Genomic DNA, 17,852 nt, shown 5'->3' with positions numbered 1-17,852 from the left:
ACTGCTCGATTCCGGCTCGATCGATGCCGTCGCGACCGTGCCGATGCGCCGGACGGGTAGCGTTCCCACCCAGCCTGTGACCGATCCATCCGTTGTCCGAAGGGGCCGCCCGGGGCGGCCAGTGAGGGGCGAGAACGGTGTCGTATTCCGGGAGCGCGGCCGGACCCGAGGTCCGCTGCGGCGTCCGTCTCCGCCGCGAGAAGCTGATCATGCGGATCTTCCAGAACCGGATCGGCGCCGCGTTGTTGCGCCGCCTCGCCGATCCGGAGGCGATCGTCCGGGCCGGGACGGCGTTCTCGGCGGCACAGGTCGTGGTCACGGCGGTCGAATTCGGACTGTTCACCGAACTGGCGACCGCCCGCCGTTCCATGCCCGAACTGTGCGAGCGGATGGGCTGGCATCCGCGCGCGGCCGCCCCGTTCCTCGACGCTCTGGTGGATCTGGGCCTGTTGCGTCATTGCCGCTCCGGCCGTTATGCGAATTCCCGCGCGGCCGCCCTGTTCCTGCGTCCCGCCGGCCCGAACTACGTGGGCGGCCTGCTGGAATTGTCGGGTAAACGCCTGTACGGGCTGTGGGCGGGCCTGAGCGATCTGCTGCGCACGGGCATCCCCGAGGCGGGCGAGGAACGCGGCGGCAACGAATTCTTCTCCACCCTCTACCGCGACCCCGCCGCGCTGCGGGATTTCCTGACCGGTATGACGGGCATTGCGACCGGGGAGGCGATGCTCATCGCGTCCCGCTTCCCGTGGCGCAGATTCCGCACCTTCGTCGATATCGGATCGGCACAGGGCGCGCTCCCGGTCCGCCTGGCCCTGACCCATCCGCACCTCACCGGCGCCGGTTACGACCTCGCGGCGGTCGAGCCGATCTTCCGGGAATACGTCGAGTCCTACGGCCTGGGCGACCGCCTGCTGTTCATCCCCGGCGACATGTTCCACGAACCGCTGCCCAGCGCCGACGTCATCTCCTTCGGCCACATCCTGCACGGCTACGGCGAATCCGTGCGCCGGGACCTGCTGGCCAAGGCGTACAACGCACTTCCGCCCGGCGGCGCGGTCCTCGTCTACGACGCGATGATCGACCCCCGCCGCCGCAACAACCTGATGAGCCGGCTGTCCAGCCTGAACATCATGCTGGAGATGCGCGGCGGCTTCGAGGCCACCCTTCCCGAATGCGAAACCTGGCTGCACGAAACAGGTTTCGTCGACATCCGGACCGGCCGGCTGATCGGGCCGACCTCGATGGTCCACGGCCGCAAGCCGGGCCCGGACCCGGCCACCCGGCGATAGTCGGCGCCGATGGCAGGATATCGGGTGTGGGTGATTATTTCGAACGTATCGTCGACCTCGAGGTGACCGCGGCCGAGGCGAACACGCTGGCCGAGCACATGATCGACTGGATGGTGTCGCGGCGGTGGCTGCTGCGGGAGACCTCCGGCGACTCGATGTACAGCCTCCAGGTCGACGAAGGCCATGTGCCCGGCCCGGATTGGCCGCAGATCACCCGCGAATGGGGCGCCGACTGGATCCCCGGCCCCGTCGCCGTCATCGTCGGCCGCCACGAGCACTACGCCGGCCAGGGTGCCGTCGAACCGTCCGGCGCGGACTGCCCGCACTGCCGCGCGACCACCGTGATCATCGACTACCCGGAACGATGGGAGGCCGATCCCGCTGTCTGGCAACCGTTCTCGGATGCGATCGACGCCTGGAAGCGCACCGGCGCCGGCACGGTGACCTGCCCCTCCTGCGCAACCGCGAGCCCCGTCACCGCCTGGGCATGGGCGGACAACTTCGCCCTGGGCGCCCTCGCCTTCGACTTCTGGGGCTGGCCGCCGCTCACCGACGAATTCCTCGCCGAACTCGCCACCCGCCTCGGGCACCGCATCGAACGCCACACCGGCAAGTTCTGACCGGGGCGCGGTCGAAACCGCCTGTGCGCGCGGCGATTCGCGGTCATACTGAGGCCCGGACATCGAGCGAGGAGCCGTCATGGACCGCGGGGCACCGATCTGTGTCGTCGGCGCAGGCCAGAGCGGCATCCTCGCCGCGGCGAAGCTGCACGACCAGGGTTACCGCAACGTCGAGATCCTCGAGGCGTCGCCGCACCTCGGCGGACTGTGCCGGACCGCCGAGGCGGACGGCGAAATCTACGATTTCCACGCGCATCTCATCGTGCAGCAGGACTTCGGCGCCGATATGGCGAGCACCGCCATCCACGAACTGATCACCCGGCACCCCGTCCCCACCCAGCCCGAGATCCTGCATTTCGTCGCCCGCTCCCCGTCGGGCGAACCACAACCGGCCGTGCCACCACATTTCGTGCCCCTGCTGTCCTCCCTGACCGCGGAGCAGGCCGCCGACCAGTTGGCCGCCGCATGGACCATCCTCGAGCGGGCCCGCCGCGACCGAACCGGAGCGGGCCTGCGCGGCTTGGCCTTCGACCGCATTCCCGGCGAGACCTGGGAGAGCTACCGCGCCAGGCACGCACCCCTGGTCGGCGAAATCCTCCAGGGCCTGGTGCTGTACGCGAACATGCGGCGGCCACGCCAGCCCGCGGAAACCGTCGTCAACATCAACGCGCACATCAACGGCCACGTCTCCCAACTGGCCAAGATGATGTTGCGCCTGTACCCCGCGGACCGAGAAGCCCTGCTGCAGCGCATGCCACCCTCACTGGTGGCCCAGATCGGATCCCGCCGCCCGGTCAGTCTCGGCTTCCCCCACGGATTCCGCAGCCTGCTCCAGCGCATCGCCGACGACCAGCGACTCCGCATCACCCTGAATGCCACGGTGACCCGCATCGAACCCCGTGCACCCGAAGCGATCCGGGTCACCTGGCGCGCGGACGGCCACGACCACGAGCGGATCTACGCCCGCGTCGTCATGACCGGCCGCCCCTCCCAGATCCGAGAGGTGTTCCCCACCGGCGATATTCACGACCTCTTCGCCGAACGCAACTGCCCCCGGGCCTGGACCCGCAGCTACCTGATCCGAGCGGGGGAGGAGCCGATCGCCTTCCCCCGCCGCCCCGATTCCCCGGAGCCACTGGGCTTCTGGGTCATCGACCCCTACGGCAGCTACACCGACACCGATCCGGACCAGGCGCTGCACCGCATCACCGCGGCCAACAAACAACACCCCGGCCGGAACTGGGTGTGCTTCAGCAACTCCGACACCACGATCACCGACGCCGAAGCCTGGTCCATCGCGAAGGACACCCTGTTCCTGTTCCGCGAACCGGAACTGCTCGCCGAGACGATCGCCGAATGGCCCGCCTACCCCAGCGCGGAAGCCCTGCGCGACGGCTGGTTCGACCGCGTGGAAGCCGTCCAGGGCCGCGACGGCATCTACTTCGTCGGCGAAATCCTCTCCGGCCCCACCATCGAATGCATCAGCTCCTTCGTCCGCGACACCATCCCCACCTGGTTCCCCGCTTCGTGAGCGGCGCGCCGGCTCGCTTCCTACCGCGTCAGGGTGCGGAACGGGACGATGTCGGCGAGGCGTCCGGTCCGCATCTTGTCGACCCACTGCGGGTCGGCGAGCAGTGCCCGGCCGAGGGCGACGATGTCGAATTCGCCGCGTTCGAACTGTTCCTGGAGGACGCGGAAGCGGTCGGCCTGGCTCTCGTCGATGTGGTCGCCGCGGAAGACGCTGTCGACCCCGACGGATCCGACGGTGATCACCGGTAGGCCCGTGATCTTCTTGGTCCAGCCGGCGAGGCTGGAATCGGTTGCGTGGTCGGTGAATTCGGGCAGCCAGTGCCGCCGCAGCGAGGTGTGGAAGATGTCGACGCCGGCGTCGACCAGCGGGGTCAGCAATTGTTCGAGCTCGCCGGGGGTTTCGGCGATCCGGGCGGTGTAGTCGACACCCTTCCACTGCGAGAAGCGGTAGATGATCGGGAAGTCGGAGCCGACCGCCGCGCGGACGGCCGCCACCACCCGCGCCGGGAACGCCGCCCGTTCGCGCGCCGCGCCGTTGTGTTCGTCGGTGCGGTGATTGGTTGCGGCCCAGAAGAACTGGTCGAGCAGATAGCCGTGCGCGCCGTGCAGTTCGATGCCGTCGAACCCCAGCTGCCGGGCCAGGACCGCCGACTCCACGTACGAGCCGATGAGCGTCTCGAGATCGTTACCGGTGAGCGGGCGGCCGACCGCTCGGCCGTCATGGTCCACACCCGAGGGGCTCACGGACGGCGTCGCGGATTCGAAGGCGGGAGCATCGCCACGGGCCACGCCGAGATGCCACAGCTGCGGCACGATCGCGGCGCCCTCGGCGTGGACGGCCTCGACCACGGCCCGCCAACCGGCGGCGCTGTCCTCGCCATAGATCCGCGGCACCTCCGCGGACGGACCGGCCGCCGGGCCGCGGATATAGGTGCCCTCGGTGATGATCAGGCCCACACCGCCGGCGGCGCGGGCACGGTAGTAGCCGACGTTCTCGGCGTTCGGAATCCCCTCCGGCGACTGCCCGCGGGTCATGGGAGCCATCGCGAATCGGTTGCGCAACCGCAGCGAACCCATCCGGAACTCGTCGAACAGACCGTCGAGGGTCACCGGCAGAACGATCGAATCGTCTGACATGGAACATATCCTTTGCACGCTGGGGCTCGGCCGCAAACCCCTCTGCCAACAACGCCGGTGATCATGACATTCCCGGGACCGGGGGCCACCCGCGCCGCCGGGCTACCGACCGGCCAGTTCGGCGACGACCGGAGCGAATCTCTCGGCGAAGTCGGCGCCGAAGACGATATAGGAGAAGCCGAACTCCTCCCGTCGCCGTTGGATCTCCTCGATGGCGGCCGCCGGGTCATCGGGAAGGACGGTCAGGGCGTCCACCGCCCGCAGCGCGGCCGGGTCGGTGTCCGGTGAGGCCATGTGCGGTGCGACGGTGTCGCCGATCACCGGTACGGCGAGCGCGAGCTCGGGGTCGCCGAGGGTACGGAACTCCCGGATCAGCTTCGCGACCTCACTGCGGGGCCGATCGTCGAGCGGGAAGGTGACCGTATCCGCGACCTCGGCCGCCAGCGCGCGGGCCTTCGGACCGGATACCGCCATCGCCACCGGCGTGTGACGGTCGGGGCCGTCGAAATCCCGTAGCCTGCTGACGGTTTCGCGTACCTGCGCCAGCCGCTCGCCCGGCGGGGGAACGCCGGGCACCCCCTTGTCGCGCAGTTCCTCGGCGATTCCGGGCCGGCCGGTGCCGATGCCCATCTCGAACCGGCCGTCGGTCAGCAGCGACAGCGAGTGCGCCTCCCACGCCGTCAGCCACGCCGGACGCAGGGGAGACGCGTACACCCACGTGCCCACCCGCAGGTCGGTGATTGCCGCGGCGGTGGCCAGCATCGGGCCCGGCGCCGGCTGCGTCAGCGGGAAATCCGGTACCAGCAGTGTCGAGTAGCCGCTGTCGGCGATGCGGCGCACCCGATCGCGCCACGTCGCCACGTCGCTTCGCAGCGGGGCGACCACCCCGAACCGGAACGGTCTTTTCATCTCTGGACTCCTGTCTGCCGGTACTTCCGGAGGTATCGACCGAGCGTCCACCCGAAACTAATCGGTGTCGGGGAATCCGCGGCGGGAGCGTCGAACGGTCCACCTCACTCGGAACACCTGTCGCTGGTGAAACCGGTTCCGCTGGTCAGGAATTCGGGTCGTTGCGGGTGGCGCGGCGGGCGAGGATCGAGGCGATGCCGGTGGCGGCGGCTCGGACCGGGACGGCGTGGGATTCCGGGCGGAAGCGGGTGGCCGGTCCGGTGACGGAGATCGCGGCGACGGGGTCGGTGCCGTCGAGGATGGGGGCGGCGAGACAGACTATGCCGGTGGCGGATTCCTCGTATTCGTAGGCGATGCCCTGGTCGAGGATGTGCTCGAGCTGGGTGCGGAGCAGGCCGGGGGCGACGATGGTGCGCGGGGTGCGGCGGGGGAGTGGGCCGGTGAGGATGCGGTCGATGGTGAGCGGGTCCGAGTGGGCGAGCAGGGCTTTGCCGATTGCGGTGCAGTACAACGGCATTCGGCCGCCCACGCGGGACGGGGAGCGGGCCTGGCGGTGGCCGCCGAGTTTGCTGATGTAGACGACCTCGTCGCCGTCGCGGACGCCGAGGTGGACCGTTTCGCCGGTGCGGGTGTAGAGGTCCTGGAGGAACGGGACGGCGACCTCCAGGAGGGTGCGTTCCGCGGCGGCGCGCATACCGAGTTCGAACAGGCCGCGGCCGAGCCGGTAGCCCTCGGCGGAGGCGGTGAGCAGACGCGCGGCGGCGAGATCCTGGCTGATGCGGTGCACGGTGGCCTTCGGCAGGCCGGTGCGGCGGGCCAGTTCGGACAACCCCACGGCACGGTCCTCGACGCCGAACGATTCCAGGATCAGGATCGCCCGGCCGAGTACCGATCGTTCGTCGAGTTTCCGGTCCGTCACCACGCTGTTCTCCGTCGTCGGTTCACTGAGTGGACCAGTTTACTGGCCCACCCGCGGGTGCCCGGAGTCAACTGGGTCCACACACCCGAACAAGGAGGTCCACGTGTCCAGCAGTTCCGATACCGCCGCGGCGCGGCTCGGCGATACCGCCGCGGCGCGGGTCGACGACTCGGTCATCGAGAGTGCGGCGCAGCGGCTGGCCGCCGCGGCCGCCTCCGGTGTGCCCTGCGCCCCGGTCCGCGACCTGATCGGCCCGGAGGACATCGCCGCGGCATATCGGGTGCAGGAGCGGTTCAATGCGGTGCGCGTCGCGGGCGGCGCCGTCGTGGGGCGCAAGATCGGTGCCACGTCGGCGGCGGTGCAGCAGCAGTTGGGGGTGGATCAGCCCGACTTCGGGGTGCTGTTCGCCGATATGGCCTACCGCGACGGCGACGAGATCCCGATGCACCGGCTGTTGCAGCCGCGCGCGGAGGCGGAGGTCGCGTTCGTGCTGGCCGCCGATCTGGCCGACGGCCCGCTGGATGTCGCGCAGTGCCGGGCGGCCGTGGCGTACGCGGTGGCGGCGCTGGAGATCGTGGACAGCCGCATCACCGGCTGGGACATCTCGTTCGCGGACACCGTCGCCGACAACGCGTCGAGCGGGCTGTTCGTACTCGGTGAAAAGCGTTCGAGTCTCGCGGAATTCGATCCTGTCGACGTCACGATGAGTATGGCGATCGACGGTGCGGTCGTGTCCACCGGCAACGGCGCCGCCTGTCTGGGTGATCCGCTGAATGCGTTGTCGTGGCTGGCGTTTCGGGCCCGCGAATTCGGTGACCCGCTGCGTGCGGGGCAGGTGATCCTCTCCGGTGCGCTGGGGCCGATGCGGCCGCTGCACGCCGGCGCCACCGTCACCGCGAACATCGGTGTGCTGGGCTCGGTTTCGGCCTCCTTCACCGCGACGAAGACCACTGCTCCGGAGGAGGATGCGCGATGAGCGCGAAGACGAAGGTCGCGATCATCGGGTCGGGCAATATCGGCACCGATCTGATGATCAAGGTACTGCGGCACTCCCAGGTACTGGAGATGGCCGCCATGGTCGGCATCGACCCCGACTCCGACGGTCTCGCGCGCGCGGCCCGGTTGCGGGTGCCCACCACCCACGAGGGTGTCGAGGGCCTGCTCGCGATGCCCGGATTCGACGAGATCGAGATCGTCTTCGACGCCACCTCCGCGAAGGCGCACACGACCACTCACGCGCGGCTCGCCCCACTGGGCAAGCGACTGATCGACCTCACCCCGGCCGCGATCGGCCCGTTCGTGGTACCGGCCGTCAACATCGCCGACCACCTGGACGCGGTGAACGTGAACATGGTGACCTGCGGCGGCCAGGCCACGATCCCGATCGTCGCCGCGGTGTCGCGGGTCGCGCCGGTGGCGTATGCGGAGATCGTGGCGTCGATCGCCTCGAAATCGGCCGGACCGGGCACCCGCGCGAATATCGACGAGTTCACCGAGACCACCTCCCACGCCATCGAACAGGTCGGCGGCGCCGAACGCGGTAAGGCCGTCATCGTCCTGAATCCGGCCGAGCCGCCACTGATCATGCGCGACACCGTGTTCTGCCTGGTCGACGCCCCGGACCCGGACACCCAGGACCGCATCCGCGAGTCGATCACCGAGATGACCGCCGACGTCGCCGCCTACGTGCCGGGTTACCGGTTGAAACAGGACGTGCAGATCGACCCGATTCCCGCCGACCAGCCGGTGCACACCCTGCTCGCCGACGGCACCGCGACCGTGCCGACCCATCGGGTGTCGGTATTCCTCGAGGTCGAGGGTGCGGCCCACTACCTGCCCGCCTACGCGGGCAACCTCGACATCATGACCTCGGCCGGGCTGCGGGTCGCCGAACGGATCGCCCACGACCTGCAACAGAAAGAGACCACCCGATGACCACGACGATCTTCGTCCAGGACGTCACCCTGCGCGACGGTATGCACGCGGTGCGGCACCGGATCACCCCGGAGAACGTGGGCCGGATCGTGGCCGCACTCGACGCGGCCGGGGTCGACGCCATCGAGGTCGCGCACGGCGACGGGCTCGCCGGCGGTTCGGTGAACTACGGTCCCGGCTCGCACAGTGACTGGGCTTGGATCGAAGCGGCCGCCGCCAACCTGACCGACGCCCGCTTGACCACGCTGTTGCTGCCCGGTGTGGGCACGGTCGCGGATCTGCGACGCGCCTACGAGCTGGGTGTGCGGTCGGTGCGGGTGGCGACGCACTGCACCGAGGCCGACGTGTCCGCGCAGCACATCGCGACCGCCCGCGAGATGGGTATGGACGTCTCGGGTTTCCTGATGATGAGCCACATGGCCCCGCCGGCGGAACTGGCCGCGCAGGCGAAACTGATGGAATCCTATGGCGCGCACTGTGTCTACGTGACCGACTCGGGCGGGCGCCTGACCATGGACGGTGTCCGCGACCGGGTCCGTGCCTACCGGGACATCCTCGACGCGGGTACCGAGATCGGTATCCACGCGCACGAGAATCTCTCACTGTCCGTGGCGAATTCGGTGGTGGCGGTGGAGAACGGCGTGTACCGGGTGGACGCGTCGCTGGCCGGACACGGTGCGGGCGCGGGCAATTGCCCGATCGAGGCGTTCGTGGCCGTCGCGGATCTGCTGGAGTGGAAGCACGGCTGTGACGTGTTCGCGTTGCAGGACGCCGCCGACGATCTGGTCCGCCCCTTGCAGGACCGTCCGGTCCGCGTCGACCGTGAGACGCTGACCCTCGGCTACGCGGGGGTGTACTCCAGCTTCCTGCGGCACGCCGAAGCCGCCGGGCAGCGATACGGGATCGAGGTCCGCAGCCTGCTCATGGAAGCCGGTCGCCGCGGCCTGGTCGGCGGTCAGGAGGACATGATCGTCGACATCGCGCTCACCATGGTCGCCGAACGCGACGCCGGCGCGGTGCCGGCGGCGGGCTGAGCGTACGACCGCCCCGGCCCGGTTTGGTTGAATGACGTGGTGACCCCATCCCCCGAGCCCACCGCCGCGCTGCTGCTGTACCTGGTCAAGCGGCTCGAGCTGGCCACTCGGTCACAACTCGATGCCGTGCTGAAACCGTCCGGCGTGACCGCCCTGCAGTACACCGCGCTCACCGTCCTGGAACGGCGGCGGACGATGTCGGCGGCGGATCTGGCGCGTGCCTCGTTCGTACGGGCCCAGTCGACCTCGGATCTGGTGAGCGCGCTCGAACGGCACGGACTCATCGAGCGGTCCGCCGATCCGGCCAACCGCCGCCGGTTGGTGATCAGCCTGACGGCACAGGGACACGCGTTCCTGGCCGAATACAACCCGCTGGTCGCGCAATTGGAGGAACGCATGCTCGTGGGATTCGACGCGGCCGACCGCGACCGGTTCCGGGAGTACCTCGTCGCCGGTCGCCGCGCACTCACCGGCGACCGGCGCGCGTGACATCGCATCGAGCTCGCCGCCGGACGATTTCGCGGCCTGCCGCAGATCGGAATGTCGTGCACGGAGGCTGAGCCGGGTTGCGGCTCAGCGTCTTTCGCGCATCACGACGGGTGCGGGACCCGATCCGGCAGCACCGGCAGACAGGTGTAGACCGCCGCCACCGATCCACCGGCGGTCAGCACGGTCCGGTCCGGCCGGACGATCGCCGCGCAGGCAGCCGCCTTGCCGAGCCAGGCTCCCAGCTCACTGTCCGGGCCTACCCGCACCACCGCCGCGCCGCGCCGCCGGATCTCGAATTCCTGTGCAGCACTGGGAGAATCCAGAGTCAGTACCAGGAATCGGCGTTCCCCGGACCGGTCGAGCCGCGGCCCGCCCGGCACGATCGGCAGGTTGGGGCACAGGGTTCCGGTCAGGGGCCTGCCGCGCCACGGAACCGTGCGCGGCCCGGGGCGCACGAACATCGACGGCGACAGCGGCGGCGTCGCACTGTCGGTCACCATCGCCGCGAAACCGGGTAACCGGGCCAGCAGCGGCACCGCCAGCCGCCGCATTCGGTCGCCGGTCACCCCGCCGCGGGTCATCGTGGCGCCCATCCCGACCGCGAGCCGGATCAGCGCCGCCGCGTGCGGTTTACGCTCGGCCTGGTAGCTGTCCAGGCTTTCCGCCGGCAGATCACCGTGCAGCACCCCGGCCAGTTTCCAGGCCAGATTCGCGGCGTCCCGCATGCCCGATCCCAAGCCCTGGCCGATGAACGGCGGGGTGAGATGCGCCGCGTCGCCGAGCAGCAGGATCCGGCGGTCGCGCCAGCGATCCGCGACACAGGCCCGGAACGTGTACTCGGCCGCGCGGATCAGCTCGAGATCCGCACCGGCCGTCTCGCCCAGCCAGGGCCGGATCAGCGGGTCGAGCCGGTCCAGGTCGTCGAAATCCGTCACCGATTCGCCTGCGCGCAACCGGAATTCCCAGCGATACCGGGTGGCGCCGATGCGCATGAAGGTGGCCGCCCGGTACGAATCGCACACCTGGTGGACACCCTCCCACTGCCCGAGGCCGGCCGAGGTCCCGATATCGACGACCAGCCACCGTTGCGTGAACCCCCTTTCCTCCCACCGGCTTCCGATGCTCGCCCGGACGATGCTGTTGGCGCCGTCGGCCCCCAGGACGAACCGCCCGCGTACCACCGCGCGATCACCGGTACGTCGGTCGACCAGCGCGGCACGAGCGCAATCCCGTTCGTGCACAACCTGCTCCACCTCGACCCCGGTCCGCAGCGTGATCCGGGGGCGGCGCGCGACGGCGCGGCGCAGCAGCCGCTCGAGTTCGGGCTGGTCGAACATGGAGGCCGCCGGAAAACCGTGCCGGCCCGCCGTGGTCGCGCGCGAGAACTCCGCCAGCACCCGATGCCGGGCATCGAGCAGCCGCAGGCCCGCACCCGGCCGCGAGATCGCCGCGAATTCGGCTGCCACGTCCAGCATTCCGAGGATCCGGTAGACCTCGTCGTCGAGGTGCACGGCCCGCGGCTGCGGATGGACCTCGTCGCGGCGATCCAGCACCAGGCATTCGACACCGCGATCGGCGAGCAGCGCCGCCGCGGTGAGACCGGTGGGCCCCGCGCCGACGATCACGACCTGCCGGTGCGCGGCGAATGCCGTTGTCCCGGTGCGGGGTGACGCCGCATCCCCGCCGGCGGGGACCGTCATGCGTACCGCACCGGGGTGCGCTGGATCCCGAGGTCCAGGATTCCGTCGCCGGTGGCGATCGAAGCCTCGATGATGTCGCCGTCCCGCAGATAGCGGGGATTGCCGGCTTGGCGCCGGAAGAAGCTCTGCCACTTGATGTGTGGCGGCAGCAGCGCGCCGATGATCTCGATCGGTTTCGGCGGGGCCACCAGTGCGGTCCCGCCCGGCGTGCCGGTGAGCAGCAGGTCGCCCGGATCGACCCGCTGGAACCGGGACAGCGTGCGCAGGGCGTCCAGGGGCGGATGGATCATGTCGGCGACGGTCGAGTCCTGCCGGATCTCACCGTTGACCCGCAGGGTCAGCCGCAGGTCGGTGAAGCGGTCGAACTCCCCGTCTTCCAGGAGGAGGAGAACCGGCCCGGTCGGGGTGAACGTCGGATACGACTTGGCCTCGTAGAACTGTGTTTTCGGCAGTTGCACGTCCCGGGCGGAGACGTCGTCGGTGATCACCAGTCCCGCGATCACCCGGGGCAGGTCGGCGGGGCCGATACTCGTGCCCACCTCGATCGTCTGCCCGAAGACGAGCCCGATCTCCACCTCGTAGTCCAGCAGCGCGACATGCGGGGGCTTGACGACGTCGTCGTGCGGACCGCTGATCGAACCCGAGGACTTGCGGAAGAAGGTGAGCGGCACGGTATCCGGATTCATTCCCGAATCCCGCACGTGCGAGACGTAATTCGTCATCTGCGCGATGACCCGGCAGGGCGCGGTGACCGGCGACAGCAGCGCCAGGCCCGCCGGATCGGTCAGCGGACCGGTGCCCCGGGCCGCCGCCGCGATCGCCGCCCGATCGGCGAGGAGTTCGGCGGTCGTGGTTGCGGCCGTGCCGATCTCGCGGGCGCCGCCGGGAAGCAGCACCCACCAGTGGTCCCGGGTGCGCAGGACGGAAAGGCTCACGAGTTGGCCACCTTCAGGAATCCCAGCAGGCGCCGGGTGTCGAATTCGTTGTCGGCGCACCGCAATGCGGACACGATCGAGCGCAGTTCTCCCAGTGACCGCGGGCTCGGGGGTGTGCCGAGGAAGTCGGCGGTCGCCGGTGGTCCCCATTGGGCCAGCCCGGACGCGCTCATCGGCGCCCATCCGGGTGCGACCGAACGGTCGAAGCGGTCGCCGTCGGTGAAGTGCTCGACGATCAGGCCGTCCGGATCCCGCCAGTAGTCGAAGATCTGGCTGCCCTGGATGTGCCGTCCGATTCCCCAGGATCGGCGATATCCCCGCTCCCGCAGGTACTCTCCGCCGGCCGCCAGCACATCGAGGTCGCGGACCTGATACGCCGAGTGGACGTAGCGGTTCGCCGGGCCGAGCATCAGCGCGAGGGTGTGGTGGTCGGACGGGGTGTCCCCGCGGTCGCAGCGGAGGAAGCTCATCACCGGGCCGCGGTCGCGCTGCCCCGGGTAGTAGAGGAAATCGCTCACGATCAGCCCGAGTTGCGCGAGATACCAGTTGAGCGCCTCGAGGTAGCGATCGGACTGGAGTACGACATGGCCGAGGCGCTCGATCGACGCGGCCTCGCGCGGGGCGCGCTGACCCCGGTTGATCCGGACGAGCCGGTCGCCGGTGTTGTGGTCGGTCCAGGCCGGCTGCGCGGGCAGGGCGGGGTGTTCGGTGCATCCGGTGACGACCCGGACCCGGGCGCCGCCGGGATCGCGGGTGGTCGCCGACACGCCGCCGAGGGTTTCCGGCAGCGGTTCGACGCCCACCCCGGCGGCCTCGGCGAAGCGGCGGACGTCGTCGGCGGTCGCGGCCCGGAACGCCGGGCCGAGGAATGCCGAACGGGCCGCCCGGCGCACGACCACACAGGGCGGGCCCGCATGCGTTCCGCGCAGGTGCAGTTCGTCGGCGGTGTGCAGCACCGGGGTGAAACCGAAGTCGGCGGCGAATGCCGCGGTGCGGGTCAGATCGGGTTTCCCGAATTCCAGCCAGGCCAGATCGACCACCTTGACGACCGGATTCGGATGCCGGCCCGGATGTTCGCCGCGCAGCGCCACACCGTCGGCGTGCAGTCCCTCGTGTACGTCCCCGAACGTGGTCATCGCCACTCTCCTCGATACGCATGTGACGATATCGTCACATCCGTCGTTATCGTCAGTCAAGAGATTATCTGACGATATCGTCAGTGATAGGCTGATCTATTCTCGGAAACGTGTGCGACGAAGGGCGGTGGTTGACGTGGTGCTGCGCGACGGCCTCAGTCGTACCGAGCGGCGGAAGGCCACCACCCGGTCGGCGTTGATCCGGGCCGGGCAGAAACTGCTCGCCGAGGGCCGGACCGATGTGTCGGTCCTCGAGATCACCTCGACCGCGGACGTGGGCAACGGTTCCTTCTACAACCACTTCGCCACCAAGACGGAATTGTTCGACGCGGCCGTGGACGCGGTCCTCGAGGCCCACGGCACGCTGATGGACGAATTGACCGCTCGCATCGAGGATCCCGCGGAGGCGTTCACGCAGAGCTTCCGGATGACCGGGCATCTCTATCGCCGCCATCGTGAACTCACCCTCGTCGTGCTGCGCCGCGGCACCGGAATCCTGTTGTCGGAGGGCGGTCTCGTGCCGCGGGCCACCCGGGATATCCGGGTCGCGGTCGCCGCGGGCCGCTTCCGGGTCGAGGATGTGGATCTGGCCGCCGCCGTGATCGTCGGCGCCTCCCTGTCGCTCGGGCAGATGCTGCTCTCGCAACCCGAGCGCGATGTCGCCGAGACCACCGACGCGGTCACCCGGCAGGTGTTGCGCGGCATGGGATTACCGGACGCCGACGTCGAGGATCTGTGCTCCCGTCCGCTGCCCGAGGTGGGGTGAGCGAGGCGCTCACCGCGCCGGATCCAGTAGCGCGGCGGCGTTCGCCGCGGTGGTGGACCGCCAGGATCCGTTGCCGCCGAACGCTTTCCAGCAGCGATCGAGTACGTCCTGTTGCACGCCGACGGCGTGCGCGGGGGTGAAGCAGTAGTCGCTGCCGTAGACCAGCCGGTGTTCGTCCGCGCACGCCGACAGCGCGCCGAGCGCGGTCTCGTCCGGCGAACCCGCGAGGTCCCACCACAGCTCCCTCAGGGCGGCACGGAAATCCGCGGCCTGCGCCGTCGGATGCCTCGGCGGCGCGAGCCACCGCAGACCCTGCTGGAAGACGCTCGCGCGGGCGACCAACAACGGCAGGACGCCGCCGCTGTGCGGGATCACCAGCCGCAGGCCGGGATACCGGTCGAGCGCCCCGCCGAGCAGCAGTCCGCAGACGACACGTGCAGTGTCGAAAAGGAATTCGATCATCGGCCGGGGGTAGCCGAGCGCGGTCGCCTCCCAGCCCGGCGGTGAGGTCGGGTGCAGGAGAACCGGTATCCGGCGCGCGGCGAGCATCGCCCAGAGTTCGTCGTGCGTGGCGTCGGTGACATATGTTCCGCGCGAATGGGTTTGCAGGATCACGCCGCTCGCGCCGAGGGTGTCCAGGGCCCGTTCGGCTTCGGCCAGCGCGGCCCCGACGTCGGGCAGCGGCAGCGAGGCGAGGAATCCGAACCGATCGGGGTGGTTGCCGCAGACCGCCGCCGCCGCGTCGTTGACCCGCGCCGCCAGGGCCGGCGCCGCGGCGGGATCCACGACGGTCACGCCGGGGGTCGACAGCGACAGCAGCGATCGGCCGATCCCGCGCTCGTCCATGAGCCGCAGGTGGTCCGCGACGTTCCACGCCGGCCAGGCCGGCATCCCGTCGGGAGTGTCGTGGCCCGCGCGTCGTGCCTGCTCGGAGTACCAATCCGGGACGAAATGGCTGTGCACATCGATCAGCTCGGTCATATGTCTGAGAATATCGTCAGAAGTGTACGAAACCGCCACTGTTGGCGATATCGGCTGTAATGTCGAGCCCATGTTCGGACGGCACGGCGAAGAGTCGCGGGCGGATCGGCCCCGGATGGTTTCCCGGCGGCGGGCCCTGTCGGCGGGCGGGATCCTGCTCGGCGCCGGCGTGCTGTCGGCGCGCGCCGCGGGCCGGGCCCCGGCCTCGCCGCCGGCCGGCGACATCGTGCCCAAGGGGATCGCGGTCGACGCGCCGTGGCATGCGAAGGTCCGCGAGGCCGGCTATGTCGCGAAGACCGCGGAGATCGACGGCGTGCGGTTCGGCTACCGGGAGGGTCCGGCGTCCGGCCCCGCTCTGGTGCTGCTGCACGCACAGCAGATGGACTGGTTCAGCTACAGCCGGGTGCTCCCGGCGCTGGCGGCGGACTACCACGTCTTCGACATCGACTATCAGGGGCACGGCGGGACCCGCACGCCGGCGGGATATCCCATGGCCGCCAACCGAATCGGGGCCGATCTGGCCGCCCTGCTCGACTCCGTGGTGGGGCGCCCGGCCTACGTCACCGGCAATTCCTCGGGCGGCCTGCTGGCCGCCTGGCTCGCGGCCGAACGTCCCGATCTGGTGACGGCGGTCCTGCTCGAGGATCCGCCGTTGTTCGCCTCGGAATATCCACGGATCGAGCAGACCATCGCCTATCGCGACTTCGCCTCCAGCCACAAGGCGATCGGGCAGCACGTCGACGACTTCCTGCTGTTCTGGATCGACGACAGCCGGGAGTTCTTCGACAACAACGTATTTCCCGGATCGAACGTGGTACTGGCGGACGCCGTCCGGGCGCAACGGCTGCTGCGGCCGGGGGTGCCCGTCGAACTCGACATCGTGGGCAACGACATGATCCGGCTGTTCCTGCGCGGTATGGACCACCAGTACGACCCGGCCTTCGGTGATGCCTTCTATCGCGGTACCTGGAACGAGGGCTTCGATCACGCGGCGGCGCTGGCGCGGATCACGGCGCCGACGATGCTGCTGCACGCGAACTATTCGTGGGTCGACGGCGACATCCTCTACGGCGCGATGGATCAGCAGGATGCCGACCGGGCGATGTCGTTGCTGCCCAACGGTTTCTATCAGCGGATCGACGCCGAGCACGTCACGCATCTGGACGCGCCGGCGCAGTTCACCGCGATCGCGCGGTCGTTCTTCCCGGCGCATCCCTAGTCGATCTCGGAGTTCCCGAGCAGCACATTCGTGCGTCCCCGGCCGGTTAGGCTGAAGTGACGCCGATCACTGCCGCGGTGACGTGTGGGCGGGCCGTCTCCCGGCGGCGTCGATGCCGGATATCGATGCGGGCGACTTGAGTCGCGAGTAGAGTCGGCCTACGATGTTCGTATAGCAACCATTTGTACGCATACCGAACATCTTGGGTTGTGGAGTCGCCGATTCGCGACCGCTCGGCTGTGCCGGGACGGGAGCCGCGATCGTGGCCGAGGGTCCCGCCGTGTCCGGGATCGGGCTGCCGATCCGTCGAATCCGAGTGGGGCACGGTCCCTTTCGGGGTGAACGGGCCGGGCGGCGACGAGTTCGGATGAACAGGAACGAGGGAGCGATCGTGGCCAGGATTACGTCCTTGGCGGAGGCGGTGGCCGATCTGGTGCACGACGGCGATACCGTCGCGCTGGAAGGTTTCACCCATCTGATTCCGGTGGCCGCCGGGCAGGAGATCATCCGGCAGCGCCGTCGCGACCTGACGCTGGTCCGGATGACTCCGGACATCGTCTACGACCAGATGATCGGCGCCGGCTGTGCCCGGAAGCTGATCTTCTCCTGGGGCGGTAATCCGGGGGTCGGCTCGCTGCACCGGTTCCGGGACGCGGTGCAGAACTCCTGGCCGGTCCCGCTGGCGATCGAGGAACACAGCCACGCTGGCATGGCCAATCGCTATGTCGCCGGCGCCTCCGGACTGCCGTTCGCGGTGCTGCGCGGATACGTGGGCACCGATCTGCCGACCGTCACCGACACCGTCAAGCCGATCACCTGCCCGTTCACCGGCGAGGAACTCATGGCGGTGCCGGCACTGAATCCGGACGTCTCGATCGTCCACGCGCAGCGCGCCGACCGGAAGGGCAATGTGCAGCTCTGGGGCCTGGTCGGGGTGCAGAAGGAGGCCGTGCTGGCCGCCCGGCGCAGCCTGGTCACCGTCGAGGAGATCGTCGACGAGCTGACCCCGGTACCCGGCGGCGTGGTGCTGCCGTCCTGGGCCGTGACCGCCGTGGCCGCGGTGCCCGGCGGCGCGCATCCCTCCTACGCGCAGGGCTACTCCGAGCGCGACAACGCCTACTACGCCGCGTGGGATCCGATCGGCCGCGACCGCGAGGGGTTCACCCGCTGGCTCGACGAGCACGTGTACGCGGCGCCGATCGGAGTCCGGCCGTGACCACAGTGGAGAATCCCGTGACCGATCAGCAGTACAC

Annotated in this window: 17 protein-coding genes; 10 read left to right on the top strand and 7 right to left on the bottom strand. The window is 69.6% G+C overall.

Annotated elements, in window-relative coordinates:
- Positions 1–137: 137 nt before the first annotated feature.
- The 3 genes from G361_RS0109560 (at position 138) to G361_RS0109550 (ending at position 3,440) form a co-directional block, all read left to right on the top strand.
- Complete coding sequence (locus G361_RS0109560) at positions 138–1,289, top strand: methyltransferase (protein ID WP_019926850.1); 1,152 nt, start codon at positions 138–140, stop codon at positions 1,287–1,289.
- Between the two features lie 26 nt (positions 1,290–1,315).
- Positions 1,316–1,909, top strand: coding sequence for a hypothetical protein (locus G361_RS0109555; protein ID WP_019926849.1), 594 nt, complete (start codon positions 1,316–1,318; stop codon positions 1,907–1,909).
- A gap of 79 nt (positions 1,910–1,988) precedes the next feature.
- The gene (locus tag G361_RS0109550; protein ID WP_019926848.1) at positions 1,989–3,440 is read left to right on the top strand and encodes an NAD(P)/FAD-dependent oxidoreductase; all 1,452 of its coding nucleotides are present in this window, start codon (positions 1,989–1,991) and stop codon (positions 3,438–3,440) included.
- A gap of 20 nt (positions 3,441–3,460) precedes the next feature.
- Here the strand turns inward: G361_RS0109550 and G361_RS0109545 are convergent, their stop codons facing one another.
- The 3 genes from G361_RS0109545 to G361_RS0109535 form a co-directional block, all read right to left on the bottom strand.
- Positions 3,461–4,576, bottom strand: a complete 1,116-nt coding sequence (locus G361_RS0109545; RefSeq protein ID WP_019926847.1) for a hypothetical protein — start codon at positions 4,574–4,576, stop codon at positions 3,461–3,463.
- Positions 4,577–4,678: 102 nt separating this feature from the next.
- Entirely contained in the window at positions 4,679–5,485 is an 807-nt protein-coding gene (locus G361_RS0109540; RefSeq protein WP_019926846.1) for an LLM class flavin-dependent oxidoreductase, read from the bottom strand.
- 145 nt (positions 5,486–5,630) lie between these two features.
- Positions 5,631–6,404 carry an IclR family transcriptional regulator gene (locus tag G361_RS0109535; RefSeq protein ID WP_019926845.1) on the bottom strand — a complete coding sequence of 258 codons (774 nt, stop codon included), beginning with the start codon at positions 6,402–6,404 and terminating at the stop codon, positions 5,631–5,633.
- 103 nt (positions 6,405–6,507) lie between these two features.
- On the opposite strand from G361_RS0109535, the gene G361_RS0109530 reads away from it, so the two are divergent.
- From G361_RS0109530 to G361_RS0109515, 4 genes are read left to right on the top strand one after another with little or no spacing between them, the layout of a single operon-like run.
- The gene (locus tag G361_RS0109530; RefSeq protein WP_019926844.1) at positions 6,508–7,380 is read left to right on the top strand and encodes a 2-keto-4-pentenoate hydratase; all 873 of its coding nucleotides are present in this window, start codon (positions 6,508–6,510) and stop codon (positions 7,378–7,380) included.
- Positions 7,377–8,339, top strand: coding sequence for an acetaldehyde dehydrogenase (acetylating) (locus tag G361_RS0109525; protein ID WP_019926843.1), 963 nt, complete (start codon positions 7,377–7,379; stop codon positions 8,337–8,339). Before G361_RS0109530 ends, G361_RS0109525 begins: the two co-directional genes overlap by 4 nt.
- Positions 8,336–9,373, top strand: coding sequence for a 4-hydroxy-2-oxovalerate aldolase (gene dmpG / locus G361_RS0109520; RefSeq protein ID WP_019926842.1), 1,038 nt, complete (start codon positions 8,336–8,338; stop codon positions 9,371–9,373). Before G361_RS0109525 ends, dmpG begins: the two co-directional genes overlap by 4 nt.
- A 39-nt stretch (positions 9,374–9,412) precedes the next feature.
- The gene (locus tag G361_RS0109515; RefSeq protein WP_155981384.1) at positions 9,413–9,862 is read left to right on the top strand and encodes a MarR family winged helix-turn-helix transcriptional regulator; all 450 of its coding nucleotides are present in this window, start codon (positions 9,413–9,415) and stop codon (positions 9,860–9,862) included.
- 101 nt (positions 9,863–9,963) lie between these two features.
- Here the strand turns inward: G361_RS0109515 and G361_RS0109510 are convergent, their stop codons facing one another.
- From G361_RS0109510 to G361_RS0109500, 3 genes are read right to left on the bottom strand one after another with little or no spacing between them, the layout of a single operon-like run.
- On the bottom strand, positions 9,964–11,562 hold the full coding sequence (locus G361_RS0109510) for a bifunctional 3-(3-hydroxy-phenyl)propionate/3-hydroxycinnamic acid hydroxylase (RefSeq protein WP_019926840.1): 1,599 nt from the start codon (positions 11,560–11,562) through the stop codon (positions 9,964–9,966).
- Positions 11,559–12,497 carry a fumarylacetoacetate hydrolase family protein gene (locus G361_RS0109505; RefSeq protein ID WP_019926839.1) on the bottom strand — a complete coding sequence of 313 codons (939 nt, stop codon included), beginning with the start codon at positions 12,495–12,497 and terminating at the stop codon, positions 11,559–11,561. Before G361_RS0109505 ends, G361_RS0109510 begins: the two co-directional genes overlap by 4 nt.
- Positions 12,494–13,633 carry a VOC family protein gene (locus tag G361_RS0109500; RefSeq protein WP_019926838.1) on the bottom strand — a complete coding sequence of 380 codons (1,140 nt, stop codon included), beginning with the start codon at positions 13,631–13,633 and terminating at the stop codon, positions 12,494–12,496. The genes G361_RS0109505 and G361_RS0109500 overlap by 4 nt, the downstream gene beginning before the upstream one ends.
- 136 nt (positions 13,634–13,769) lie before the next feature.
- Between G361_RS0109500 and G361_RS0109495 the strand changes: the two genes are divergently transcribed.
- A complete protein-coding gene (locus G361_RS0109495; RefSeq protein ID WP_019926837.1) occupies positions 13,770–14,399 on the top strand; it encodes a TetR/AcrR family transcriptional regulator in 630 nt (209 codons plus the stop codon).
- A 9-nt stretch (positions 14,400–14,408) separates the two neighbouring features.
- On the opposite strand, the gene G361_RS0109490 is transcribed toward G361_RS0109495, so the two are convergent.
- Positions 14,409–15,380, bottom strand: a complete 972-nt coding sequence (locus G361_RS0109490; protein WP_019926836.1) for an amidohydrolase family protein — start codon at positions 15,378–15,380, stop codon at positions 14,409–14,411.
- Between the two features lie 70 nt (positions 15,381–15,450).
- Here G361_RS0109490 and G361_RS0109485 point away from each other — a divergent pair, with 70 nt between their 5' ends.
- Positions 15,451–16,599, top strand: coding sequence for an alpha/beta fold hydrolase (locus G361_RS0109485; protein WP_196814452.1), 1,149 nt, complete (start codon positions 15,451–15,453; stop codon positions 16,597–16,599).
- 391 nt (positions 16,600–16,990) lie between these two features.
- Positions 16,991–17,815 carry a CoA transferase subunit A gene (locus G361_RS0109480; RefSeq protein WP_026342853.1) on the top strand — a complete coding sequence of 275 codons (825 nt, stop codon included), beginning with the start codon at positions 16,991–16,993 and terminating at the stop codon, positions 17,813–17,815.
- The last annotated feature ends 37 nt before the right edge of the window (positions 17,816–17,852 follow it).

This window comes from Nocardia sp. BMG111209 (assembly GCF_000381925.1).
Taxonomy (GTDB): Bacteria; Actinomycetota; Actinomycetes; order Mycobacteriales; family Mycobacteriaceae; genus Nocardia.
Note: the sequence above shows the minus strand (reverse complement) of the source record. Positions and strands in the feature narration are given on the sequence as shown.